This window comes from Kumtagia sp. (genome assembly GCF_059502445.1).
The window spans coordinates 240,277-260,520 of sequence record NZ_JCACER010000101.1 but is presented as its reverse complement, the minus strand read 5'-3'; the positions used below and the strand labels follow the sequence as shown (position 1 = coordinate 260,520).

Here is a 20,244-nt window from a genome sequence, read left to right as displayed (position 1 = left end):
GAGCAGGCGCCGTCATCGACGGATCGGCGCAATACGCAGCCATTCGAGGCGCAGCGTCGCCCCCAGCCAGTTCGGCAAGATCGGATGTGGTGTCAGGCGCCGGCCTTGCGGCGCAGCCGCACGACCACGTCGACGTTGACGATCTCCATCCCTTCCGGCGGCGCGGGCAGGTCGCTGACCTTGATCGGGCCGGACATGATGTCGAAGACGGTGTTCTCGCCCTCGATGAAGAAATGATGGTGGTCGGACGTGTTGGTGTCGAAATAGGTCTTGGAGCCTTCGACGGCGAGGATGCGCAGCAGGCCGGCTTCCGTGAACTGGTGCAGCGTGTTGTAGACGGTCGCCAGCGACACCGGCACGCCGGCGGCAAGCGCCTCCTCGTGCAGCAATTCGGCGGAGAGATGACGGTCGCCCTTGGCGAACAGCAGGTCGGCCAGCGCCACGCGCTGGCGTGTCGGGCGCAGGCCCGCCTTGCGCACGCGCTCACCGATGCTGACTGCGTTGTCCGGTGACTTCATCGTCCCAACTACAACCCCGAGAGAGACTGCAAGCCCGCGAATACACGAACTTGGTCACAATTCCCTTTACGAGCATATATTCGGTTGTGGATTGCCGATCAATAGCCGCGCTTCGACGATGTCCGCGCGAGGCGCTCGCCGATATGTCCGGAATCGACCCAGGCAGAGGTCTACTCCGCAGCCATTGCCGTGCGCAATTCCGGTTCCTCCGCCGTGTCCTCGGGGACCTCGTCCGCAGTCGGCTTGATCCGGAACCACGCGGCGTAGAGCGCGGGCAGGAAGAGCAGGATCAGCACCGTGCCGACCGCCGTGCCGCCGATCAGAGTATAGGCCATCGATCCCCAGAAGACGGAGTGCGTGAGGGGGATGAAGGCCAGCACGGCGGCAAGTGCGGTCAGGACCACAGGCCTCGTGCGCTGCACCGTTGCTTCGACGACGGCGTGATAATCGTCGAGACCGGCCGCGCGGTTCTCCTTGATCTGCTCGGTCAGAATCAGCGTGTTGCGCATCAGGATGCCGGCCAACCCGATCAGCCCCAGGATGGCGTTGAAACCGAAGGGCTGGTTGAAGGCGAGCAGTGTCGGCACCGCGCCGACAAGCCCGAGCGGTGCCGTCAGCAGCACCATGGCCATCATCGAGAACGATCGCACCTGCAGCATGATGACGATCAGCGTGATGGCGATCATCAGCGGGAAGACCTTGCCCAAGGCTGCGTTGGCCTTGCCAGCCTCCTCGATCGATCCGCCCAATTCGATGCGATAGCCGGCCGGGAGAGATGCGATCAGCGGCTGAAGGGCCTTCATGATCTGCTTGGAGACCTCAGGAGGCTGGGTCGCCTCGTTGATGTCCGAGCGGATCGTGATGACGGGCGTGCGATCGCGGCGCTTAAGGATCGGCTCTTCCATACGGATTTCCGAATGGCCGATCTGGTCGAGCGGAATCGGTCGGCCGTCCCGGCTCATCAGAGAGAAATCCGCCAGGCGCGCCGGATCCAGCCGCTCCCCGCCGGCACTGCGCGCCACGATGGGGACATTGCGGATGTCCTCGCGGACCTGCGTAACCGGGATGCCGGTGAGGAGGAACTGGAGCTGCTGACCCACCTCCGCCGGCGAAAGGCCGATGAGGTTCAGCCGATCCTGATCCGGGACGAAGCGGAGCACCGGCGTGCGACTGCCCCAGTCGCGATTGGCCTGCCGCACGTCCGGGACGTCCCGCATGATGTCGAGGGCCTTCTCGGAAATACGGTAGAGTTGCATGGGATCAGGCCCCATCACCCTGAACTCGACCGGGAACGGCGTGTAGGGGCCGAACACGAGCTGCGTGACGCGGACATAGGCTTCCGGTGCGAGCCCCTGTGCCACCGCCTGCCGGAGCCGGTGCTTCAACACCTCGCGCGCCTCGGCGTCAGCGGTCAGCGCGACGATCTTGGCGAAGGCGGGATCGGGCAGCTCCGGCGCCATCGCGAAGAAGAAGCGGGGCGCGCCCTGACCGACATAGCTCGTGACGATCCTGGCCTCGGGCTGGTCTTCCAGCCAATGTTCGAGTTTCTCGACCGTCGCTGTCGTCGTCTCGATGCTGGAGCCTTCCGGCAGGCGGACCTCCACCAGCACCTCCGGACGGTCGGATGTCGGGAAGAACTGCTCTTTGACGGCACCCATGCCGACGACGGACAGCGCGAAGGCTATGCCGACTGTGGCGCAGGTCGCGAACTTGTGGCGCACGGCAAAGGCGATGAGCCGCCGCAGGCGCCGGTAGTTCGGCGTGTCGTAGATCGCGTGGGTGCCGCCTGCGACCGGCTTGATCGCGGGCAGCATCTTCACGCCGAGATAGGGCGTGAAGATCACCGCGACGATCCAGGAGACGATGAGGGCGAACCCCACGACCCAGAAGATGTTGCCGGCGTATTCGCCGGCGGTCGAGCGGGCGAAGCCCACCGGCAGGAAGCCGGCGATCGTCACCAGCGTTCCCGACAGCATCGGCGCGGCGGTGTGGCTCCACGCATGGGCGGCCGCCTTGATGCGGTCCATGCCCTCTTCCATCTTCACCACCATCACCTCGATGGCGATGATGGCATCGTCGACGAGAAGGCCGAGCGCCAGGATCAGGGCGCCGAGCGTGATGCGGTCGAAGAACCGGCCGGTCTCCAGCATGATGAGGAAGACGACGGCGAGCGTCAGCGGGACGGCGGCCGCCACGACGATGCCGACGCGCCAACCCATGCTGATCAGGGCGATCAGCAGCACGACGCCGAGCGCCATCGCGAACTTCATCATGAATTCGTCGACCGCCGAGGCGATGTTCACGGCCTGGTCGGTCACCTTGTCGAGCGTCATGCCGAGCGGCAGTGCCTGCGCGATGGCCGCCGTCCTGTCCTCCAGGGCCTTGCCGAGCGCGAGACCGTCCCAGCCCTCCTGCATCACCGCCGCCAGCATGATGGTGGGCTCACCCTGACGTCGGATGAGGTAGGTGGGAGGATCTTCGTAGCCGCGGCGGACCTCGGCGATGTCGGAGAGCTTCAGCGTCCGCCCCGCTGCGGCTATCGGCGTGTCGGCGATCGCCTGGACGCTGTCATAAGCGCCGTCGACCCGGATGAAGACCCGCGGCCCCTTTGTGTCGACCGAGCCCGCCGGCGTGACGGTATTCTGCCGCTGCAAGGCGGCGACGATGTCCTGTGCCGACACGCCGAGGGTCGCCAGCCTGGCGTAGGAAAATTCGACGAATATCTGCTCGGGACGTTCACCGAGGATGTTGATCTTCTTGACGCCGGGCACATGCAGGAGGTCCTGGCGGATCACCTCGGCCTGCCGGGCCAGCTCACGCATCGGCATGCCCTTGGCCTTCAGCGCGTAAAGGGCGAAGCTCACATCCGAATATTCGTCGTTGACGAAGGGGCCGTAGACGCCGGGCGGCAGGTTGCGGGCCTCATCCCCGAGCTTCTTGCGCGCCTGGTAGAACTCTTCCTGCACGACGGATGGCGGCGTGCTGTCCTTCAGCGTGACCGTCATATACGCATAGCCCGGCCGCGTGGTCGTCTCCACCCGGTCGTACCAGGTCAGTTCCTGAAGCCGCTTCTCCAGCGGTTCGGCGACGAGGTCCTGCATCTCGCGCGCCGTCGCGCCCGGCCATGCCGTCGTGACCGTGAGGGTCTTGATGGTGAAGTTGGGGTCCTCCGCCCGCCCGAGCATGACGAAGGCGTAAGCGCCGGCGGCAACCAGCAGGAGGATGAAGAACAGGGTGACGGCGCGTTCGCGAACGGCGATCGCGGAAAGGTTGAGGTTCATCAACTGCCTCCGCTTTCCGGCGCGGTTCTGACGCGAGCGCCCTCCTGCAGGAGATGAGCGCCCAGCGAAACGATCGAATCGCTGGAGTGCAGTCCGGACACCACGGCGGTTTCGCCGGTTACGCGAACAAGCTGGACAGGCTGAAACCGTACGGTCGAGGTGGCGCGGTCCAAGACCCAGACGCCGGTCTTTTCGCCATCATCCAGCACCGCTCCCAGCGGCACCTCCACCTCGGGTCGGCTCGCCTGATTGACCAACCGGATGGTGACCGTCGCGCCAAGCGGTGCCGCCGCTGCATCGCCGTCGAGCACATAGCGGGCCTCATAGGTGCGGGTCTGGGCGTCGGCGGAGTCCGAGAGCTGCCGCAGACGTGCCGCATAGCGGCGGCCATTGCCCCCGTACACGCTGGCCTCGGCGGCCGAGCCGATCGCCGGCCGGATCGTTTCAGGGAGCGTAACCACCGCTTCGCGAGGCCCCGCCTGGGCGAGCCGAACCACGGCCTGACCGGCGGACACGACCTGCCCTGGCTCGCCGAGCGTCTCGACAACCGTTCCGTCCGCATCCGCCACCAGGACGGAATAGGTCGCCTCGTTCTCGGCGACACTCGCATCGGCTTCGGCTGCGGCGAGCTGGGCCCGGGCCGTATCCAGCGCAGCCTTTGCCTGTTCGTAGCGCTGCCGGGGTACCCATCCGTCCTTTAGCAAACTGGCGTATCGCCGTTCATCCGGTTCCGTCTGAGCGACGATCGCGCGCGCGGCGACAACCGCATTGTGCTTTCCCGCGAGCGCGAGGCGAAGGTCGGTCTCGTCGATCCGCATCAGCGGCTGACCGGCCTTGACCTGCTCGCCGACATTCACGAGCCGCTCCACGATCTTGCCGGGGACGCGGAAGCCGAGATTGCTCTCAACCCTTGCCCCGACGATGCCGGTGAAGCTTCGTTCGGATCCGGTCACTGGCGCTGCCGTCACCAGCCTGACGATAGGCGCTTCCTGCCTCGGGTCGCTCACCGCCGCGGCTTCCTGCGTGCGAAGGGAAAGCGCGACGAAGGTGGCCGCCCCTATTCCTGCAATCAGGACGCCTCCCAGCACAATGGTGGGTTTCCTTTTCATGCCCGTGGCCTCGACAGTTGCGCTGACCTCAACATCGGCCTACGTTCCTTTTTTAGATTGCGTTCGAACTCTATATATGGCATAGATTACAGATGCAATCTAAAAAAGAAGGAGATCGACGATGCGCGTGAGTCGCATGCAGGCCGCGGAAAACCGCGAGACCGTGATCAATGTGGCAAGCCGCCTCTTCAGGGAGCGCGGCTTTGACGGCATCGGCCTCAAAGATCTGATGAAGGGCGCCGGGCTTACCCAGGGCGCCTTTTACAAGCAGTTCGAATCCAAGGACGACCTGGCGGCACAGGCATCCAGGCGGGCGCTGGAGAGCGCTTCCCGCCGATGGTCAGCGGCGGCCGAGGCCAATCCGCGCGACCCGCTTGGCGCGGTGGTCGCGTTTTACCTCAGCATGGACCATCGCGCGGAAAGGATGGACGGCTGCCCGGTCGTGGCGCTCGGCTCGGATGCCGCCAGGCAAGGTGCCGACGTGAAGGCGTCGTTCGAAACCGGGATCGGCGAATACCTCGAACTGCTCGATCGTTGGGTGGGCGAGGCCGATGGCACGGAATCAAGTGGCAAGGCCATGGCCATCCTCTCGACCATGGTCGGTGCGGTGGTCCTGTCGCGGGCGGTCAACGACGCCGACCTTGCGCAGGCCTTTCTGGATGCGGCTACCCATCAGGTTCGCGAAGCCGTGAGTGCTTGACGGAATCGATTGATGTTCTGATCGGATGTGGCCGAGCCCATTCGCCGATCAAATAAATGACGGAGAGAACGATGCCGAAAGAAACAATAAGCCTTGCCGGAAAACGGGCTCTGGTCACAGGGGCATCGAGCGGCCTCGGTCTTGAATTCGCGGATATCCTGGCGGCGCAGAAGATCGATCTCGTATTGGTGGCCCGACGGCAGGAGCCGATGGAAAGTCTCGCCTCCGATCTTCGCCGCAAATACGGGGTGGACGTGCTGGTCGAAGCGATCGATCTGGCCTCGCCCGGCGCGGCCCGTCGCCTGAAAAGCAGTCTCGACGCGAAGGCGATAGCGATCGACATCCTGGTGAATAATGCCGGATACGGCCTGCACGGCGATTTTCTGGAAACCCCTATCGAGCGCACCGCGGATATGATCCAGCTCAACATCACAACGCTCACCGAGCTGACCTATCTCTTCGGCCGCGATATGGCCACGCGGCGATCCGGACACATCCTTCTCGTCGCCAGCCTCCTGGCCTTCCAGGCGGTTCCCAGCTACGCGGCCTATGCGGCGACCAAGGCTTATGTGCTCGCGCTTGGCGAGGCCCTGCATGACGAGTTCCACCCCCACGGCGTGGTCGTGACCAGCCTCTGCCCGGGGCACACTGCGACCGGGTTCGATGCGGCGGCTGGGGCCACTGACTCGGCCTTGTTGCGCCTCCTCACCATGAAGCCACGCCCGGTTGCCGCGAGCGGCATGCGGGCGCTCTTGCAAGGAAAGGCCATGGTGGTCGCGGGCCTGTCGAACAAGATGGCAGCCTTTTCAAACCGCCTGACGCCGCGATCGATGCAAAGGGCCACGATGAGAAGAATAATGGCGGCTTAGGTCCCGCGTGGCGGGAACGATGCCGGGCCTTGCAGGATGCGCACGGCCAGACCGAGTAAGCTCGCCATCGAAGTTCAAACCGAGTGCCGTTGCGGCGGCCTCCGGCAGCCGGGCATGCGAACGTGCTTGCACTGTGCCAGCCCAAGCGGTTCGGCAGATCGACAGGAAGATGATGCGACGAATTGTTGTCACTGGTCTCGGAGCGGTCACGCCGCTCGCCGCGGGCGTCGAAACGTCCTGGTCGCGCCTGCTGGCCGGCCGCTCGGGCGTTCGCAGGCTCCCGGACGATGTCGTAGGAGACCTGCCGGCGAAGGTCGGCGGTGTGGTTCCCTCTTTGGAAGAAGACCCCCAAGCCGGCTTCGATCCGAATGCCGTCTTTGCGCCGAAGGACCAGCGCAAGGCCGACCGCTTCATTCTCTTCGCGCTGGCGGCGGCGGACGAGGCGCTGGCGCAGGCGGACTGGAAACCCGGCTCCGAAACCGAGCGCCTGCGCACGGCCACGATCATCGCGTCCGGCATCGGCGGTTTCCCGGCCATCACCGAGGCGGTGCGCACGGTGGATTCACGCGGTGCGCGCCGCCTGTCGCCGTTCACGATACCCTCTTTCCTGGTGAACCTCGCCGCCGGGCATGTCTCGATCCGCCACGGCTTCAAGGGGCCGCTCGGCGCGCCGGTGACCGCATGCGCGGCCGGCATCCAGGCGATCGGCGACGCGGCACGGCTGATCCGCGCAGGTGAGGCCGACATCGCCCTGTGCGGCGGCACGGAAGCCTGCATGAACCTCGTCAGCCTTGGTGGGTTTGCCGCGGCGCGCTCTCTTTCGACCGGTTTCAATTGGGCGCCGACCCAGGCCTCCCGGCCTTTCGACAGGTCGCGGGACGGCTTCGTCATGGGCGAAGGAGCCGGCATCCTGGTCATCGAGGAACTGAGCCACGCGCTGGCGCGCGGCGCAAAACCGCTCGCCGAACTCGTCGGCTACGGCACGACAGCGGATGCTCATCACGTCACGTCCGGCCCCGAGGACGGCGACGGCGCGCGCCGGGCCATGGAGATTGCGATCGCCCAGGCGGGGATTTTGCCGCGCGAGGTTCGTCATCTCAATGCGCATGCGACCTCCACGCCGGTCGGCGACATGGGCGAGATCGAGGCGATAAAGAGCGTGTTCGGCCGCGATTTCGCGATTGCCGTCAGCGCAACGAAATCGGCGACCGGGCACCTGCTCGGGGCCGCCGGCGGGCTCGGCGCCATCTTCGCGATCCTGGCGCTGAGGGATCAGGTGGCGCCGCCGACCCTCAATCTGAGCATGCCCGATCCGGCCGGCGACGGAATCGACTTCGTTGCAAACGAGGCCCGGCCTATGGCGATGGAATACGCGATCGCCAACGGCTTCGGCTTCGGCGGCGTGAACGCCAGCGCGCTGTTCCGGCGCTGGACGGACGATCTGTCCGGCGCAAGCACTGGAGGTGGCTCGTGATCGCCGCCGCTCGCGCTCCGGCCTGACGGGAGTACATTTCGATGAAGATCGGGATGCGTCGGCAGCCCGGTACCCCGGCCTATTGCACGGAGGTCACAACGAACGACCTGAAATCGGCGCTGCAGTCGGCCGACCTCGCGCTCCCGGCAATCGTGACGCTCTGATCAGAGAATTCATGGCAGCCGGCGGCAAGCTCGGCCACGACGAAATCGTCGCCCGCAACCGGGCGGTCACGGCGTGATCTGCGAACACGAGTGGCAGGGATACGGGAAGAACCTCTCCGACGACATGGCAGAGCGCCATGTCAAATGCCCCGTTTTCGTGGACAGGCCGTATGCGAATTGGTGCCTTGTGGCTGATCGCGTTTCATAGCTTCCCTGCGAACAGGTTTTAAGGGGAAGATGATCATGACCAGCACCTCGCCGCGGGACGAAGTGGACACTGGAGTAGCCGCCGTTTCCTACAAGGATCCCGAGGCGCCGCGGCTCTTCGCGGAATCGCTGCGGAGGACCGGTTTTGGCGTGCTCAAGGATCACCCGATCCCGCAGGAGCTCATCGAGACCATCCATGGGGAATGGCTGGATTTCTTCAAAAGCGAAGCCAAGCACGCCTATGCCTATGACAAGGAGAAGCAGGATGGCTTCTTCTCGACGGCAGTGTCCGAGACGGCCAAGGGCAGCACCAAGAAGGATACCAAGGAATTCTTCCACTGCTTCCCGGCGGGCCGCTATCCCGCCGAGGTCTCCGATGCCGCAAAACGCTACTACGCAGCAGCCAGCGCGCTCGCAGCCGAACTTCTCTCCTGGGTGGAGATGCATACGCCGTTCGACATCCGGGCAAGGCTTTCGATGCCATTGCCCGATATGATCAAGGACAGCCCGCAGACGCTGCTGAGGATCCTCCACTACCCGCCGCTTACGGGAAACGAGGAGGACGGCGCACTGCGCGCCGCCGCCCATGAAGACATCAACCTGTTGACAGTGCTGCCCGCATCGAACGAACGCGGCCTGCAGCTCCTGACGGAGAACGGCGAGTGGGGCTACGTGCCGTCCGACCACGGCTCGCTGGTCATCAATATCGGCGACATGCTGCAGGAGGCGACCGGCGGCTACTACAAGTCGACGACGCATCGTGTCGCCAATCCGGTCGGTGAAAGCGCCCGTCGATCGCGCGTGTCCCTGCCCGTATTCCTCCAGCCGCGTTCGGACGTCGTTCTTTCCGAGCGCTATACGGCAGGGTCCTATCTCGAGGAGCGCCTGCGCGAGCTCGGCGTCAAGTAAAGAACGAAATCGCTGACCTGCTCGAGGTCAACGGGACAGTTCGCGGCGGACCGCCGCGATGATCGCCTGGGTGAAGGCGGTGCTGAGGGCCGGCACCGTCGACTGGTCGCGCACGCAGATCGACAGGGTTTCCCGCGTGTTCGGCGCGTCCAGCGGGACCAGCACGATCTGACCGCTCGCCAGTTCGTCGCGCACGTCGAACCGCGTCAGGATGCTGATGCCGGCTCCGGCGCGTACGGCGCTCTTGATCATGAGGATCGAATTCGAGGTCAGCGGCGCGGTCGTCCATGGCGAGCCGCTTGCGAAGATGGTGTCGATCAGCGGCCGCAGGCTCAGGCTGCCGTCGACCAGAAGCAGCGGCTCGCTCTCGCATTCGCTCGGGGAAATCGAGCGGCGCGCGGCGAAGGGATGACCGGCCGCCACCGCCACCGCCATGTTGATGGGCATGGTTTCCACCGCCCAGTAGTTGGAGCTTGGCGGCATGTTGAAGGCGACGACCAGGTCGATCTCGCCGTCCTCCAGCAGGCTGACCAGCTCGCGCGTCCCGCCGACGCGGACGACGGCCGACACTTCCGGATAGCTCTGGCGCACCGTGGCGAGGATTTCGGTGAAGAAGCCGCCGGCGAAACACTCCATCATGCCGATCGTGATGCGCTGGCTCTCCTTGCCGCGCAGCTTCGCCAGCTCGTCGGTCACGCCCTCCATGTCCGCATGCCAGCGGCGGATCTGCTCGGCCATGAGCCTGCCGGCCGGCGTCGCACGCACGCCGCGCGGCAGGCGTTCGAGGAAGATCATCTTGTATTCGGTTTCGAGGTTCAGGATGTGCCGGTTGATCGCAGACGGCGCCATGTTGAGAATTTCCGCCGCGCGCCGGATCGACCCGGCCTCGATCACCTCCACAAGACAACGGGTCGCCGTCGTAAAAATGGGCATCGATGTCGACTGCTCTCACTTTGAGCACGGGCCGTGCGATAAACTTTTCTTGTGTACGTTCATCCGCCTTCATAAGCTTTGAAATGTCAACCGGCGGATGGCGAGCCGCCCCGAAATCAACCATTCCGCGCAAGCTGATAGCCCGATCGGGAGCCGCAAGGGCCTTCCGGCGCGCGGACGCATGCGCAAGCCGAGCCGGAGTCCATGACCGTTCGAATTCTCGCAGCCGACCACGTCATCACCATGGATCCGGAAAACCGGGTCGTCGAAAACGGCGCGGTCGCCATCGACGGCGGCCGTATCGTCTCGGTCGGCCCGCTGGCGGAGCTCCGGGCAGGCTTCCCGGACAGCCCCGTTCGCCAGTTGCGCGACCGCCTGCTGATGCCCGGCCTCGTCAACGCCCATCTTCATTCCGGCCTGCTGCGCGGAACGGCCGAAGGCCTTCCGGTGTGGGACTGGCTTCGCATGTACATCGATCCGATGCATCGGGTACTGCGGCCGCGCGAGGCCGAGGCGGCCTCCTGGCTCTGCTACGCGGAAGCCGTGCTGTCGGGGACGACGACGGTCGTGGACATGTGGCGTCACATGGAAGGCGCCGCCCGTGCCGCCAGCGCCATCGGCAACCGCACCGTCATGGTGCCCTATGTCGGAGAGCATCCGGACTACGACTACTTCGACCGTCTCGACGACACCGAGCGCCTGCTCGAAACCTGGCACGGCAAGGCCGACGGCCGCGTCGAAGTCTGGGTGGGGCTCGAACATGCCTTCTATTCGACCGAGGACGGCCATCGCCGCGCCATCGAGCTCGCCAGGAAGTTCGGCACCGGCTTCCACACCCACAGCAACGAGGCCGACGTCGAGCTCAGGGAGATGCACCGCCGCTACGGCACCCGGTCGATCCAGGCGCTGGAGAAGCTCGGCCTTCTCGATGCCGGCAAGACGCTGCTTGCCCACTGCGTCTGGCTCGACGACAGCGAGATCGACGTGATGGCCCGGCGCGGAGTGGCGGTCGCCCACAATCCCGCCAGCAACATGAAGCTCGCCAGCGGTTATGCCCCGATCGGCAAGCTGCGGGCGGCGGGCGTCGCCGTCGGCATCGGCACGGATGGGGAGAAGGAGAACAACAACCTCGACATGTTCGAGGAAATGAAGTTCGCTTCGCTGCTGAGCAAGTTCGCCACGCACGATGCCGCCGCTCTCGACGCCTGGGACGTGATGCGCATGGCGACCATCGAGGGGGCGCGCGCCATCGGCAAGGAGCACGAGATCGGTTCGCTCGAAACCGGCAAGAGGGCCGACATCATCGCCGTCCGCACCGATACGCCGCGCATGACGCCGCTGTTCGGCGGCAAGGGCGGAAACCTGCACCACAATCTCGTCCATGCCGTGCGCGGCGGCGACGTCGATCTCACGATGGTCGACGGCCGCACGCTGGTCGAGGACGGACATCTGAAGACGGCCAGCATCGGCGACCTGATTGCCGAGGTGCAGGCGGTCGTGCCCGGCCTTTTCGCCCGGCGCGGCGCCTGGCTTGCCGAGAATGCCGCGGGCGCGGTCAGTCCGATTTCCTCGGCCTGACGGCGACCCGATTACTACTCAAGACTTAAAAAAAAAAAGGGGAACCATAATGATGATCACCGCCATGACCCGCCGCAGCGCTCTCCGCGCCATGATGCTTGCGGCTTCGACCTCCGTGCTCGCCGTGGCCGTCACGGGCGCCCAGGGTGCCGATGCCAAAAAGATCGTCTTCCTCGTCAACGGCAATCTGGGCGACAAGTCCTATTTCGATCTCGGTGCCAAGGGCATGGATCTGGTGAAGCAGAAATACGGCGACCAGGTCGAGACCAAGGTGATCGAGATGGGCACCGACCAGACCAAATGGCTGCCGACCTTCCAGGACGTCTCCGAGCAGGACTATGATCTGATCATCGCCTGCACGTTCGAGATCTCAGACATCATGGCGGAAGTCGCGCCGGAATATCCGGACAAGACCTATGTCCTGATCGACGGCGTGATGCCGTACGACAAGGGCGACTACGGCAATGTGTATTCGGTCGTCTACAAGCAGAACGAAGGCTCCTACCTCGCGGGTATCTTTGCGGCGAGCCTGCTGAAGGACGGCATCGTTCCAGGCTCTCAGGGGACATCCCTCGGCTTTCTCGGCGGCATGGACATTCCGATCATCAACGACTTTCTCGTCGGCTACGTCGAAGGGGCGCAGTCCGTCACGCCGGACATCAAGATCGCGATCTCCTATGCCGGCACCTTCAACGATGCGGCCAAGGGCAAGGAGCTGGCGCTCGCCCAGTATCGCGCCGGCACGGCCATCGGCTTCAACGTCGCCGGCCTGACGGGCGTCGGCCAGCTGGCGGCGGCCAAGGAGGCGGACAGATGGGCGCTCGGGGTGAATTCCGACCAGGAGCTGATCTTCAAAGAAAGCGATCCGGCGATGGCCGCCAAGGTCGCCACGTCGATGCTGAAGAAGGTCGATGTCACGCTCGCCCGCACCTATGATCTGTTCCTGGAGGGCAAGCTGCCCGTCGGCACCGTCGAGGCCATCGGCCTCAAGGAGGAGGCTGTCGGACTGGCCGAAACCGGCAACATGGCCGCGCTCGCCCCGCCGGCGCTGAAGCAGAAGCTCGACGAAGCGAAGGCCGGCATCATCTCCGGTGCCATCAAGGTCTCTTCCGGCTTCGCTATCGATCAGGCGGCACTCGACAAGATGCGGACCGCGGTTCGCCCCTGATCCGAAGCGGAACAGGACAGGCGGCCAATGGCGGCTGAACCCATCATCCGCTTCGAGGCGATCTCGAAGCGATATCCCAACGGGACCGAGGCGCTGAAAGGCGTCTCGTTCTCGATCGAGGCCGGGACCATCCACGCCATCTGCGGCGAGAACGGCGCCGGCAAATCGACGCTGATGAAGATCCTGTTCGGGCTGGAGCGGGCGACCGGCGGCACGATCCGCATCGACGGGCAGCCCGTCGACATCTCCTCGCCGCGCGCAGCTGCCAGCTTCGGCATCAGCATGGTGCATCAGCACTTCTCGCTGCTGCCCTCGCTCACGGTCGCCGAGAACATCCTGCTCGGCCAGGAGCCGCGCAGGGGTTTGCTGGTGGACCGCAAGGTCGCGCGCGAGCGGGTCGCAGCGCTTGCCGCCAGGTACAATCTCGACGCGGATCCGGATGCCCGCGTCGCCGGCCTGTCGGTCGCCGCCCAGCAGAAGGTCGAGATCCTGAAAGCGCTTTCCCGCGACGTGCGGGTGCTGATCCTGGACGAGCCGACCGCGGTGCTGACGCCGCCGGAGACGGACGAGCTCTTCCGCCGGCTTCACGGGCTCAGGCGGGCCGGGATCACCATTCTCTTCATCTCGCACAAGCTCGGCGAGGTGCGGGCGCTGGCCGATCGCGTCACGACGCTGCGCGCCGGGCTGCTGTCGGGCGATGCGGCCATGGGCGACATCTCCGACGCCGAGATCGCGACGCTGGTCATGGGAACGACAAAGACCGTGCCGCCGCGGCGCGAGCCCCACGGCTTCGGTGCCGAGCGGCTGCGGGTCAACAAGGTCGTTCTCAGGTCCCCGGCCGGCGCCGACAGGCTGGACGGCGTGAGCCTCTCGATCCGGGCCGGCGAGATCCTAGGCATCGCCGGCGTCGACGGCAGCGGCCAGCGCGGACTGGTCTCGGTGCTCACCGGGGAGGTGTTGCCCCATGACGGAGATTTCCATCTGGACGGCCGGTCTGCCCGCGGCTGTTCGACGGCGGCCCTGCGCAAGGGCGGCATGGCCCATCTGCCGGCCGATCGTTTCCATCAGGGCAGCGCGCGCACGCTGAGCGTCGTCGACAACGCGATCGCCGGTGCCCATAGGAGCAGCCGGTTTTCCCGTGGCGCCTTCCTGCGTGTGCGCGAGATGGAGACCGAGGCCCGGCGCCTGATATCGGACTTCTCGATCCGCTGTCCCGGGCCGCGCGCGCCGCTGTCCGCGCTTTCCGGCGGCAACGCGCAGAAAGTCATCGCCGCGCGCGAGTTCGCGACGGCGCCGACCTTCCTGATCGCCGACCAGCCGACGCGCGGCATCGACATCGCCGCCGCCGCCTTCCTGCAGGGCCGCATCCTCGACATGGCACGGCAGGGAACGGCGGTGCTGCTGATCAGCGCCGACCTCGACGAACTGCTCGCTCTTTCCGACCGCGTCGCCGTTCTCTATGCCGGGCGGATCACCGCCGTGCTCGACAACGGCCCGAACCTGACGCCGGAACGGCTCGGGCCTTTCATGCTCGGGCTGGAGGAGGCGGCATGATCCGCCGGACATTGGCTCCTTTCGTTCTGACGGTGCTGGTGCTGATCGTGGCGGTCGCAGCCGTGCTGATTCCGGTCGCCCTGGCGACGCCGGATCCGATCGGCATGATCGACACGTTCCTGTTCGGTCCTTTCCGCACCTTCCGCCACACGGGCAACATCGTCGAGATGGCGACGCCCGCGATGCTGTGCGGCCTGGCAGTGGCGCTGATGTTCCGCGCCGGCATGTTCAATCTCGGCGTGGAGGGCGCCTTCTTCCTCGGCGCGCTTGCGACGGCCGCCATCGTCATCCTCGTGCCCCTGCCGGGCTGGGCGATGGCGCCGGTGGCGCTCGCCGGCGGAATGATCGTCGGATCGTCGGCCTGCGTGGTGCCGGGCGTGCTGCGCAACCGCTTCGAGGTCTCCGAACTGGTCTCGTCGCTGATGCTGAACTTCGCGGTGATGTTCATCGGCCTCTACGTCGTGAACTCCGTCCTGCGGGACCCTTCCGCGGGTGCGATGGTGAGCTACAGGATACCGGCGGACGCCCGCCTGCCGCGCATCGTCGACGGCACCCGCATCCATCTGGGAACCGTCCTTGCCTTCCTCGCCTGCGTAGCCGGCAGCATCTACCTGTTCCGCACCAAGGCGGGATACGAATCGCGCATCGTCGGCGCCAATCCGGGCTTTGCCGCGCATCTCGGACTGCCGATCCGCTCGGTCATGCTGCGCGCCCAGGTCCTGGGCGGAACGATCGCCGCGCTGGCCGGCGGCATCGAGCTTTTGGGCCTCTATCAGCGCTTCTCCTGGCAAGGCCTGCCCGGCAATGGCTGGACCGGAGTGGTGGTGGCGATCCTGGCGCGTGACCGGCCGCTGCTGCTGATCCCCTCGGCGCTGTTCCTCTCCTATCTGCAGGTCGGCGGCGATCTCGTCGCCCGCAACCACGACGTGCCCAACGAGGTGGTGGGGCTGATCCAGGCGCTGATCCTGATTCTGGTCACGGCGTCGGCGATCACGCGCAGCCCGCGCCTGCTGGCCCTGCTCTCCGGCAAGCGCAAGGAGGGCCACGCGTGACCTTCCTGGAGACCATCGCCCATATCGTCGACCTCGTTCCGGTGCTGCTGCGCGTGACCACGCCGATCCTGCTGGCGGCGCTGGGCGTGCACATCTCCCAGAAGGCGGGCGTGCTCAATCTCGGCGTCGAAGGCATGATGCTGGCCGCAGCGCTTGCCGGCGTGCTGGCCAGCGCGGCGAGCGGCAGTGCGTGGATCGGACTGGCCGGCGCGCTGGCGACGGGAGCCGTGCTGGGTTTCCTCCTGTCCTTCGCCATCCATGTGCTGAAGGCGGACCTTATCCTGTCCGGCATCGCGTTGAACATGCTTGCCGCGGCAGGCACGACGCTGGTCCTCTACATGCTCACCGGCGACAAGGGCATGTCCGGCTCGTTGTCGAGCGGCGTCCTTCCTTCGCTCACGATCCCGCTGATCGCCGACATTCCCGTGTTCGGCAGGCTGCTGTCGGGTCATCACGTTCTGACCTATCTCGCCTTCGCCATGGTGCCGGTGGTCGCCGTCCTGATGATGCGCACGCCCTTCGGCATCCGCCTGCGCGCCGTCGGCGAGGGCGCGGAAGCGGCGGCGACCGCTGGCATCGACGTGGCGCGCATGCAGATAGCCGCGCTCGTGCTTTCGGGTCTTCTCGCCGGCGCGGCGGGGGCCTTCCTTTCGATGGGCTATGTGAGCTGGTTCTCGCAGAACATGAGCGGAGGCCGCGGCTTCGTCGCCCTTGCCGCCGACCTGATGGGCTATGGCAGCGCCTGGGGCACAATGGCGGCGTCGCTGCTGCTCGGTGCCGCCGACGCGTTCGTCATTTCGCTGCAGGGCAAGGGCATCCCGAGCGAACTCCTGCAGTCCCTGCCCTACATCGTGCCGATCGTGGCGCTGGTCATCCATGCCCGCGCCCGCCGCAAGCGCTCCGTGCGCATCTGAACCCCGCATCGAACGAGGACCGGCTCATGACCCTCCGCAAAGTGATCTTCGACACCGATCCGGGCGTAGACGACGCGATGGCGCTGCTCTTCCTGCATCACGCGCCGGAGGTGGAGCTTGCGGGCATCACCACGACGTTCGGCAACGGCACCATCGATCAGACCACGTTCAACGCTCTTTATATCGCCGAGCGTTTCGGCATCGCCGCGCCGGTCGCGCGCGGGGCGGGCGCGCCGCTGGTCGGCGCGGCGATGGCGCCGCCCGATTTCGTCCACGGCCGCAACGCACTGGGCGACGTGGCGCTGCCGGCGCAACTCCGGGCCAGGGCCGACCCACGCCCGGCATATCGTTTCATCATCGACGCCGTGCGTGCCGCCCCTCACGAGATCTCCATCGTCGCCGTCGGCCGCATGACCAATCTGGCCTTGGCGCTGCGGGAGGATCCGGGCATCGCCTCCCTGGTCAAGGAGATCGTCGTCATGGGCGGCGCCTTCGGCATCGCCGGCGTGCAGGGCAACGTCACTCCCGCTGCCGAGGCCAACATTATCGGCGATCCGGAAGCCGCCGACGAGATTGCCGCCGCCGACTGGCCGATCACCTTCGTCGGTCTCGACGTGACCCAGAAAACCAGAATGTCCACCGATTTTCTGGCTGATCTTGCCGAAAAAAGTGGCGAAAGCGGCCATTTTGTATGGGACATCTCGCGTTTTTACGAAGCCTTCCACCAGGCCGGCGGGGTTTCGTCGATCTATGTCCACGACTCCTCCGCCGTGGCCTATTTTCTGAAGCCCGAGCTTTTCACCACGCGCAGCGGAGCCATCCGCGTCTCGACCGACGGCATCACCCGTGGCATGACGGTCCAGAAACCGGACACATTGTCCTATCCGCCCGGCGCATGGGATGGCCGGCCGTCGCACAGGGTCTGCAGCTCCGTCGATTCCGACGGCTTGCTTGACCTTTATCGTTCGACGCTCATCGAAGCGCGCTGATGGTCGTAAAGAGTAGCCAGCTTCCGGTGGCGGCGGACAAGAATGGCTCGTATCTGCTCGCGATCAATCCTGGGTTTTCCGCCAGAACGCTTCGTGCAGCCCGGCGGCTTCGTCCGCTAGCAGCGGGCCGATAACCTCGATGTCGCGCTGACCCGCCTCGAATACCGTTCGGCAGGGCAGGTCGAGCGTCGGGTTTTCGTCGTGATTGCCTGTGATCAGCTTCAGCCGGCTTTCGCCGAGACCGTAGACGACCCTGCCGACGCCTGCCCAATAGACGGCCCCGGAGCACATGGCGCAGGGCTCGGCGGAGGTATACATGGTGCATTCCGCGAGGAACCGCGGGCGGTAGGCCTGCGACGCGCGTGTCATCAGCACGCGTTCGGCGTGGCCGGTCATGTCCTGCAGCGGCTGGAAGGCGTTCTCCTGTTCCATCAACACCTCGCCATCCGCTCCCACGAGAATGGCGCCGAACGGGTGGTTGCCCGCCGCCTGCGCGCGCTCGGCCACCTCGAACGTCTTGCGCAGAAAATACTCGTGATCGATCGGGCTGCGGTTGTCCTTCATCGCATGCGCTCCCTTATGTGCATTGCAGCAGGGTGCCGAATGGGAAAATCAGTGACAAGCAACAATTCACGGCGCTACCGTACGAGAAGATGCAACGCTCTGCCGCGATCAGGAAACCATGCAGCTGCTTTCTTCCTCCGCGATCCTGCTGGATGCCGTGGCACGGGCAGGTTCGTTCCGTCGCGCGGCGGAAGCGCTCAACATGTCCGCCTCGGCGATCAACCGGCAGATACTCAACATGGAGGCGGACATCGGCCTGCCGCTGCTCGAGCGTCTTCCCCGGGGGGTCCGTCCGACCCCGATAGGGGAGCGGCTGCTGGCCGACATCAGACGGTGGCGGCGCGAGCAGGCCCTCGCCGAAGGGCAGTTGCGCGAACTCACCGGACAGAGACGCGGAGCGGTCTCGATCGGCGCCACCGAGTGCTTCAGCACGGCCGTGCTGCCGGATGTCATCAGGTCGCTGTGGCAGTACCATTCGGGGGTCGAGGCGTCGGTCCAGATCGCCTCGACCGAAGAACTCGTGCGCAGGCTTGTCGCCAAGGAACTGGACCTGGCGCTGGTGTTCAATCCTCCGGCGCGCTTTGCCGCCGATATCGTCTTCCGGCTCAAACTGCGCCCCGGCCTGGTGATGGCGGCGAACCATCCTCTGGCCGGTTCCCGCAACTTGAGACTGGCCAACTGTCTTCGTCATGGTTTCGTCCTTCCGGACAGTTCGGTGCGCATTCACGACTTCATCGAGAGCGCTTTTCGCGAGGCGCATATCGAAGTCGTCTCGCCCCTCAAATCCAACTCGATCGCGATGTTGAAGTCGATGCTCCGCAACGCCGAACTGATGGCGATTCTGTCGATCTTTGACGTGCAAACCGAACTCGCGCATGGCGAACTCGCCTTCCTCAAGATCGAGGACAGCAAACTCGAGAAGGAGGAACTCGTCATCGCGGTGCCGTCGAACCGCCGTCCGTCACCGGCCGCACAGGCTGCCATCGCGCTGCTGCGCGGCGCACTCACCGACATCGCGTCGACGCAATCCATGACCGAAAACGTTAGCTAGCGTTGCATTCCGTCGCACGGTTCGAACGTGAAATTGCTCTTGTGCACCTGCGAAAAAGCTGGAAGCTCCTCAGCCGGAACCAAGGAAAATCCGGGGCTTCAGCACACGTGTCGACGGACTTCAAATCGCTGCCGAAAGCGGAAATCCCTATCCATCTCGAAGGCTGCTTCTCCACCGAGACGATCGTGGAGCTCGCGCGCGAGAACGGTACGCCTCTGCCCCGGCCGGAAGAGCGGTTGCTGGAATTTCAGGGCCTCGCGGATTTTCTCCGGTTCCTCGATTTCATCTGCGGCCTGTCGCGCAGCAAGGATCAGCTCGCCAGGTCGGCCTATGCCTTTTCCCGGCGGATGGCGGATTCCGGCGTCGGCTACGCCGACGTAATCGTCAATCCGACGCACTGGTCGGGCTGGCGGGGTAATCTGTCCGGACTGGTGGAAGGGCTCGACGAGGGTTTTCGCGCAGCCGAAGCGGATGGCCTCCCGCCGGTCGGCCTGTGCGTGTCGCTTCTGCGGCAGCAATCCTCCGCGGAAGCCGTCGCGCTGGTCGAGGAACTGCTCCGGTTGAAGCATCCGCGGGTCGTCGCGCTTTCGGTCGACGGAAACGAAGCTGCATCCGGCCGCACCGGCGAGAAATTCGCGGAGGCTTTCCAGATCGCCGGACGCGGCGGTCTCGGGCGCACCGCTCATGCCGGCGAATCCAGCGGACCAGAAGGGGTTCGCGACGCGATCTTCCTGCTCGGCGCGGACCGCATCGATCACGGCGTTCGCGCCATCGAGGATCCCGCGCTTGTGGAGATCCTGGCCGATCGCCAGATCGCGCTCGGGGTCTGTCCGAATTCCAACCTCGTGCTCGGCCTCTACAGGACGCTGGGCGAGCATCCGATCGAGCTTCTGCGTCGCGCCGGCGTGCCGGTTTCGGTCAACACCGACGATCCCGCCCTGCTGCGCACCGACCTTGCCGCGGAGTATGCCCGCACGGCCGACGCCTTCGCCTGGGACAAGGAAACGTGCAGAGGTGTCGCGGAAACCTCTATTCGCGCCTCCTTCGCCTCGGACGCGCTGAAGGCCTCCCTGCTGGAGGCCCTCGCAAGATGGTGAGATGCCTCGCGCTTGCAATCGTCGCTCTCGCGTTCGCGGAAGCGACCGCCGCGGCGGCTGGCACCGACCTCTTGCAATGGGCAAGGAGCCTCCCGGAACGTTTCGCGGTATCC

At 65.5% G+C, this 20,244-nt stretch carries 18 protein-coding genes; 13 read left to right on the top strand and 5 right to left on the bottom strand.

Going from position 1 to position 20,244, the window contains the following annotated elements; all coding sequences use genetic code 11:
- Nucleotides 1-92: 92 nt before the first annotated feature.
- The 3 genes from irrA to AC5JDC_RS27205 all read right to left on the bottom strand — a co-directional run bounded on the left by irrA (nucleotide 93) and on the right by AC5JDC_RS27205 (nucleotide 4,908).
- Nucleotides 93-518 (bottom strand): iron response transcriptional regulator IrrA, encoded by a 426-nt coding sequence (irrA, locus tag AC5JDC_RS27215; protein ID WP_106775027.1) that lies wholly within the window; start codon nucleotides 516-518, stop codon nucleotides 93-95.
- Between the two features lie 170 nt (nucleotides 519-688).
- Nucleotides 689-3,799, bottom strand: a complete 3,111-nt coding sequence (locus AC5JDC_RS27210) for an efflux RND transporter permease subunit (RefSeq protein ID WP_495846363.1) — start codon at nucleotides 3,797-3,799, stop codon at nucleotides 689-691.
- Entirely contained in the window at nucleotides 3,799-4,908 is a 1,110-nt protein-coding gene (locus tag AC5JDC_RS27205; RefSeq protein ID WP_495846361.1) for an efflux RND transporter periplasmic adaptor subunit, read from the bottom strand. Before AC5JDC_RS27205 ends, AC5JDC_RS27210 begins: the two co-directional genes overlap by 1 nt.
- A 121-nt stretch (nucleotides 4,909-5,029) precedes the next feature.
- Between AC5JDC_RS27205 and AC5JDC_RS27200 the strand changes: the two genes are divergently transcribed.
- The 5 genes from AC5JDC_RS27200 to AC5JDC_RS27180 all read left to right on the top strand — a co-directional run bounded on the left by AC5JDC_RS27200 (nucleotide 5,030) and on the right by AC5JDC_RS27180 (nucleotide 9,231).
- Nucleotides 5,030-5,608 carry a TetR/AcrR family transcriptional regulator gene (locus AC5JDC_RS27200; RefSeq protein WP_495846359.1) on the top strand — a complete coding sequence of 193 codons (579 nt, stop codon included), beginning with the start codon at nucleotides 5,030-5,032 and terminating at the stop codon, nucleotides 5,606-5,608.
- Between the two features lie 71 nt (nucleotides 5,609-5,679).
- Nucleotides 5,680-6,477 carry an SDR family NAD(P)-dependent oxidoreductase gene (locus tag AC5JDC_RS27195; protein WP_495846357.1) on the top strand — a complete coding sequence of 266 codons (798 nt, stop codon included), beginning with the start codon at nucleotides 5,680-5,682 and terminating at the stop codon, nucleotides 6,475-6,477.
- A 172-nt stretch (nucleotides 6,478-6,649) separates the two neighbouring features.
- The gene (fabF, locus tag AC5JDC_RS27190) at nucleotides 6,650-7,951 is read left to right on the top strand and encodes a beta-ketoacyl-ACP synthase II (RefSeq protein ID WP_495846355.1); all 1,302 of its coding nucleotides are present in this window, start codon (nucleotides 6,650-6,652) and stop codon (nucleotides 7,949-7,951) included.
- Nucleotides 7,952-7,992: 41 nt separating this feature from the next.
- The gene (locus tag AC5JDC_RS27185) at nucleotides 7,993-8,115 is read left to right on the top strand and encodes a hypothetical protein (protein ID WP_495846353.1); all 123 of its coding nucleotides are present in this window, start codon (nucleotides 7,993-7,995) and stop codon (nucleotides 8,113-8,115) included.
- Nucleotides 8,116-8,358: 243 nt separating this feature from the next.
- Nucleotides 8,359-9,231 carry a 2OG-Fe(II) oxygenase family protein gene (locus tag AC5JDC_RS27180; RefSeq protein WP_495846351.1) on the top strand — a complete coding sequence of 291 codons (873 nt, stop codon included), beginning with the start codon at nucleotides 8,359-8,361 and terminating at the stop codon, nucleotides 9,229-9,231.
- A 27-nt stretch (nucleotides 9,232-9,258) separates the two neighbouring features.
- Here the strand turns inward: AC5JDC_RS27180 and AC5JDC_RS27175 are convergent, their stop codons facing one another.
- A complete protein-coding gene (locus AC5JDC_RS27175) occupies nucleotides 9,259-10,164 on the bottom strand; it encodes a LysR family transcriptional regulator (RefSeq protein WP_495846349.1) in 906 nt (301 codons plus the stop codon).
- A 204-nt stretch (nucleotides 10,165-10,368) separates the two neighbouring features.
- Between AC5JDC_RS27175 and AC5JDC_RS27170 the strand changes: the two genes are divergently transcribed.
- The 6 genes from AC5JDC_RS27170 to AC5JDC_RS27145 are packed head-to-tail and all read left to right on the top strand — an operon-like array spanning nucleotide 10,369 to nucleotide 17,419.
- The gene (locus AC5JDC_RS27170) at nucleotides 10,369-11,742 is read left to right on the top strand and encodes an amidohydrolase family protein (protein WP_495846347.1); all 1,374 of its coding nucleotides are present in this window, start codon (nucleotides 10,369-10,371) and stop codon (nucleotides 11,740-11,742) included.
- Nucleotides 11,743-11,797: 55 nt separating this feature from the next.
- Nucleotides 11,798-12,910 carry a BMP family ABC transporter substrate-binding protein gene (locus tag AC5JDC_RS27165; RefSeq protein WP_495846426.1) on the top strand — a complete coding sequence of 371 codons (1,113 nt, stop codon included), beginning with the start codon at nucleotides 11,798-11,800 and terminating at the stop codon, nucleotides 12,908-12,910.
- Nucleotides 12,911-12,937: 27 nt separating this feature from the next.
- Entirely contained in the window at nucleotides 12,938-14,464 is a 1,527-nt protein-coding gene (locus tag AC5JDC_RS27160) for an ABC transporter ATP-binding protein (RefSeq protein WP_495846345.1), read from the top strand.
- Complete coding sequence (locus AC5JDC_RS27155) at nucleotides 14,461-15,516, top strand: ABC transporter permease (protein ID WP_495846343.1); 1,056 nt, start codon at nucleotides 14,461-14,463, stop codon at nucleotides 15,514-15,516. The genes AC5JDC_RS27160 and AC5JDC_RS27155 overlap by 4 nt, the downstream gene beginning before the upstream one ends.
- A gap of 5 nt (nucleotides 15,517-15,521) precedes the next feature.
- On the top strand, nucleotides 15,522-16,430 hold the full coding sequence (locus AC5JDC_RS27150) for an ABC transporter permease (RefSeq protein ID WP_495846424.1): 909 nt from the start codon (nucleotides 15,522-15,524) through the stop codon (nucleotides 16,428-16,430).
- A gap of 26 nt (nucleotides 16,431-16,456) precedes the next feature.
- The gene (locus tag AC5JDC_RS27145; RefSeq protein WP_495846341.1) at nucleotides 16,457-17,419 is read left to right on the top strand and encodes a nucleoside hydrolase; all 963 of its coding nucleotides are present in this window, start codon (nucleotides 16,457-16,459) and stop codon (nucleotides 17,417-17,419) included.
- Between the two features lie 63 nt (nucleotides 17,420-17,482).
- On the opposite strand, the gene AC5JDC_RS27140 is transcribed toward AC5JDC_RS27145, so the two are convergent.
- Nucleotides 17,483-17,983 carry a nucleoside deaminase gene (locus AC5JDC_RS27140; RefSeq protein ID WP_495846339.1) on the bottom strand — a complete coding sequence of 167 codons (501 nt, stop codon included), beginning with the start codon at nucleotides 17,981-17,983 and terminating at the stop codon, nucleotides 17,483-17,485.
- Nucleotides 17,984-18,101: 118 nt separating this feature from the next.
- Here AC5JDC_RS27140 and AC5JDC_RS27135 point away from each other — a divergent pair, with 118 nt between their 5' ends.
- Both AC5JDC_RS27135 and add read left to right on the top strand, forming a co-directional pair.
- On the top strand, nucleotides 18,102-19,034 hold the full coding sequence (locus tag AC5JDC_RS27135) for a LysR family transcriptional regulator (protein ID WP_495846337.1): 933 nt from the start codon (nucleotides 18,102-18,104) through the stop codon (nucleotides 19,032-19,034).
- 107 nt (nucleotides 19,035-19,141) lie between these two features.
- The gene (add, locus tag AC5JDC_RS27130) at nucleotides 19,142-20,131 is read left to right on the top strand and encodes an adenosine deaminase (protein ID WP_495846335.1); all 990 of its coding nucleotides are present in this window, start codon (nucleotides 19,142-19,144) and stop codon (nucleotides 20,129-20,131) included.
- The last annotated feature ends 113 nt before the right edge of the window (nucleotides 20,132-20,244 follow it).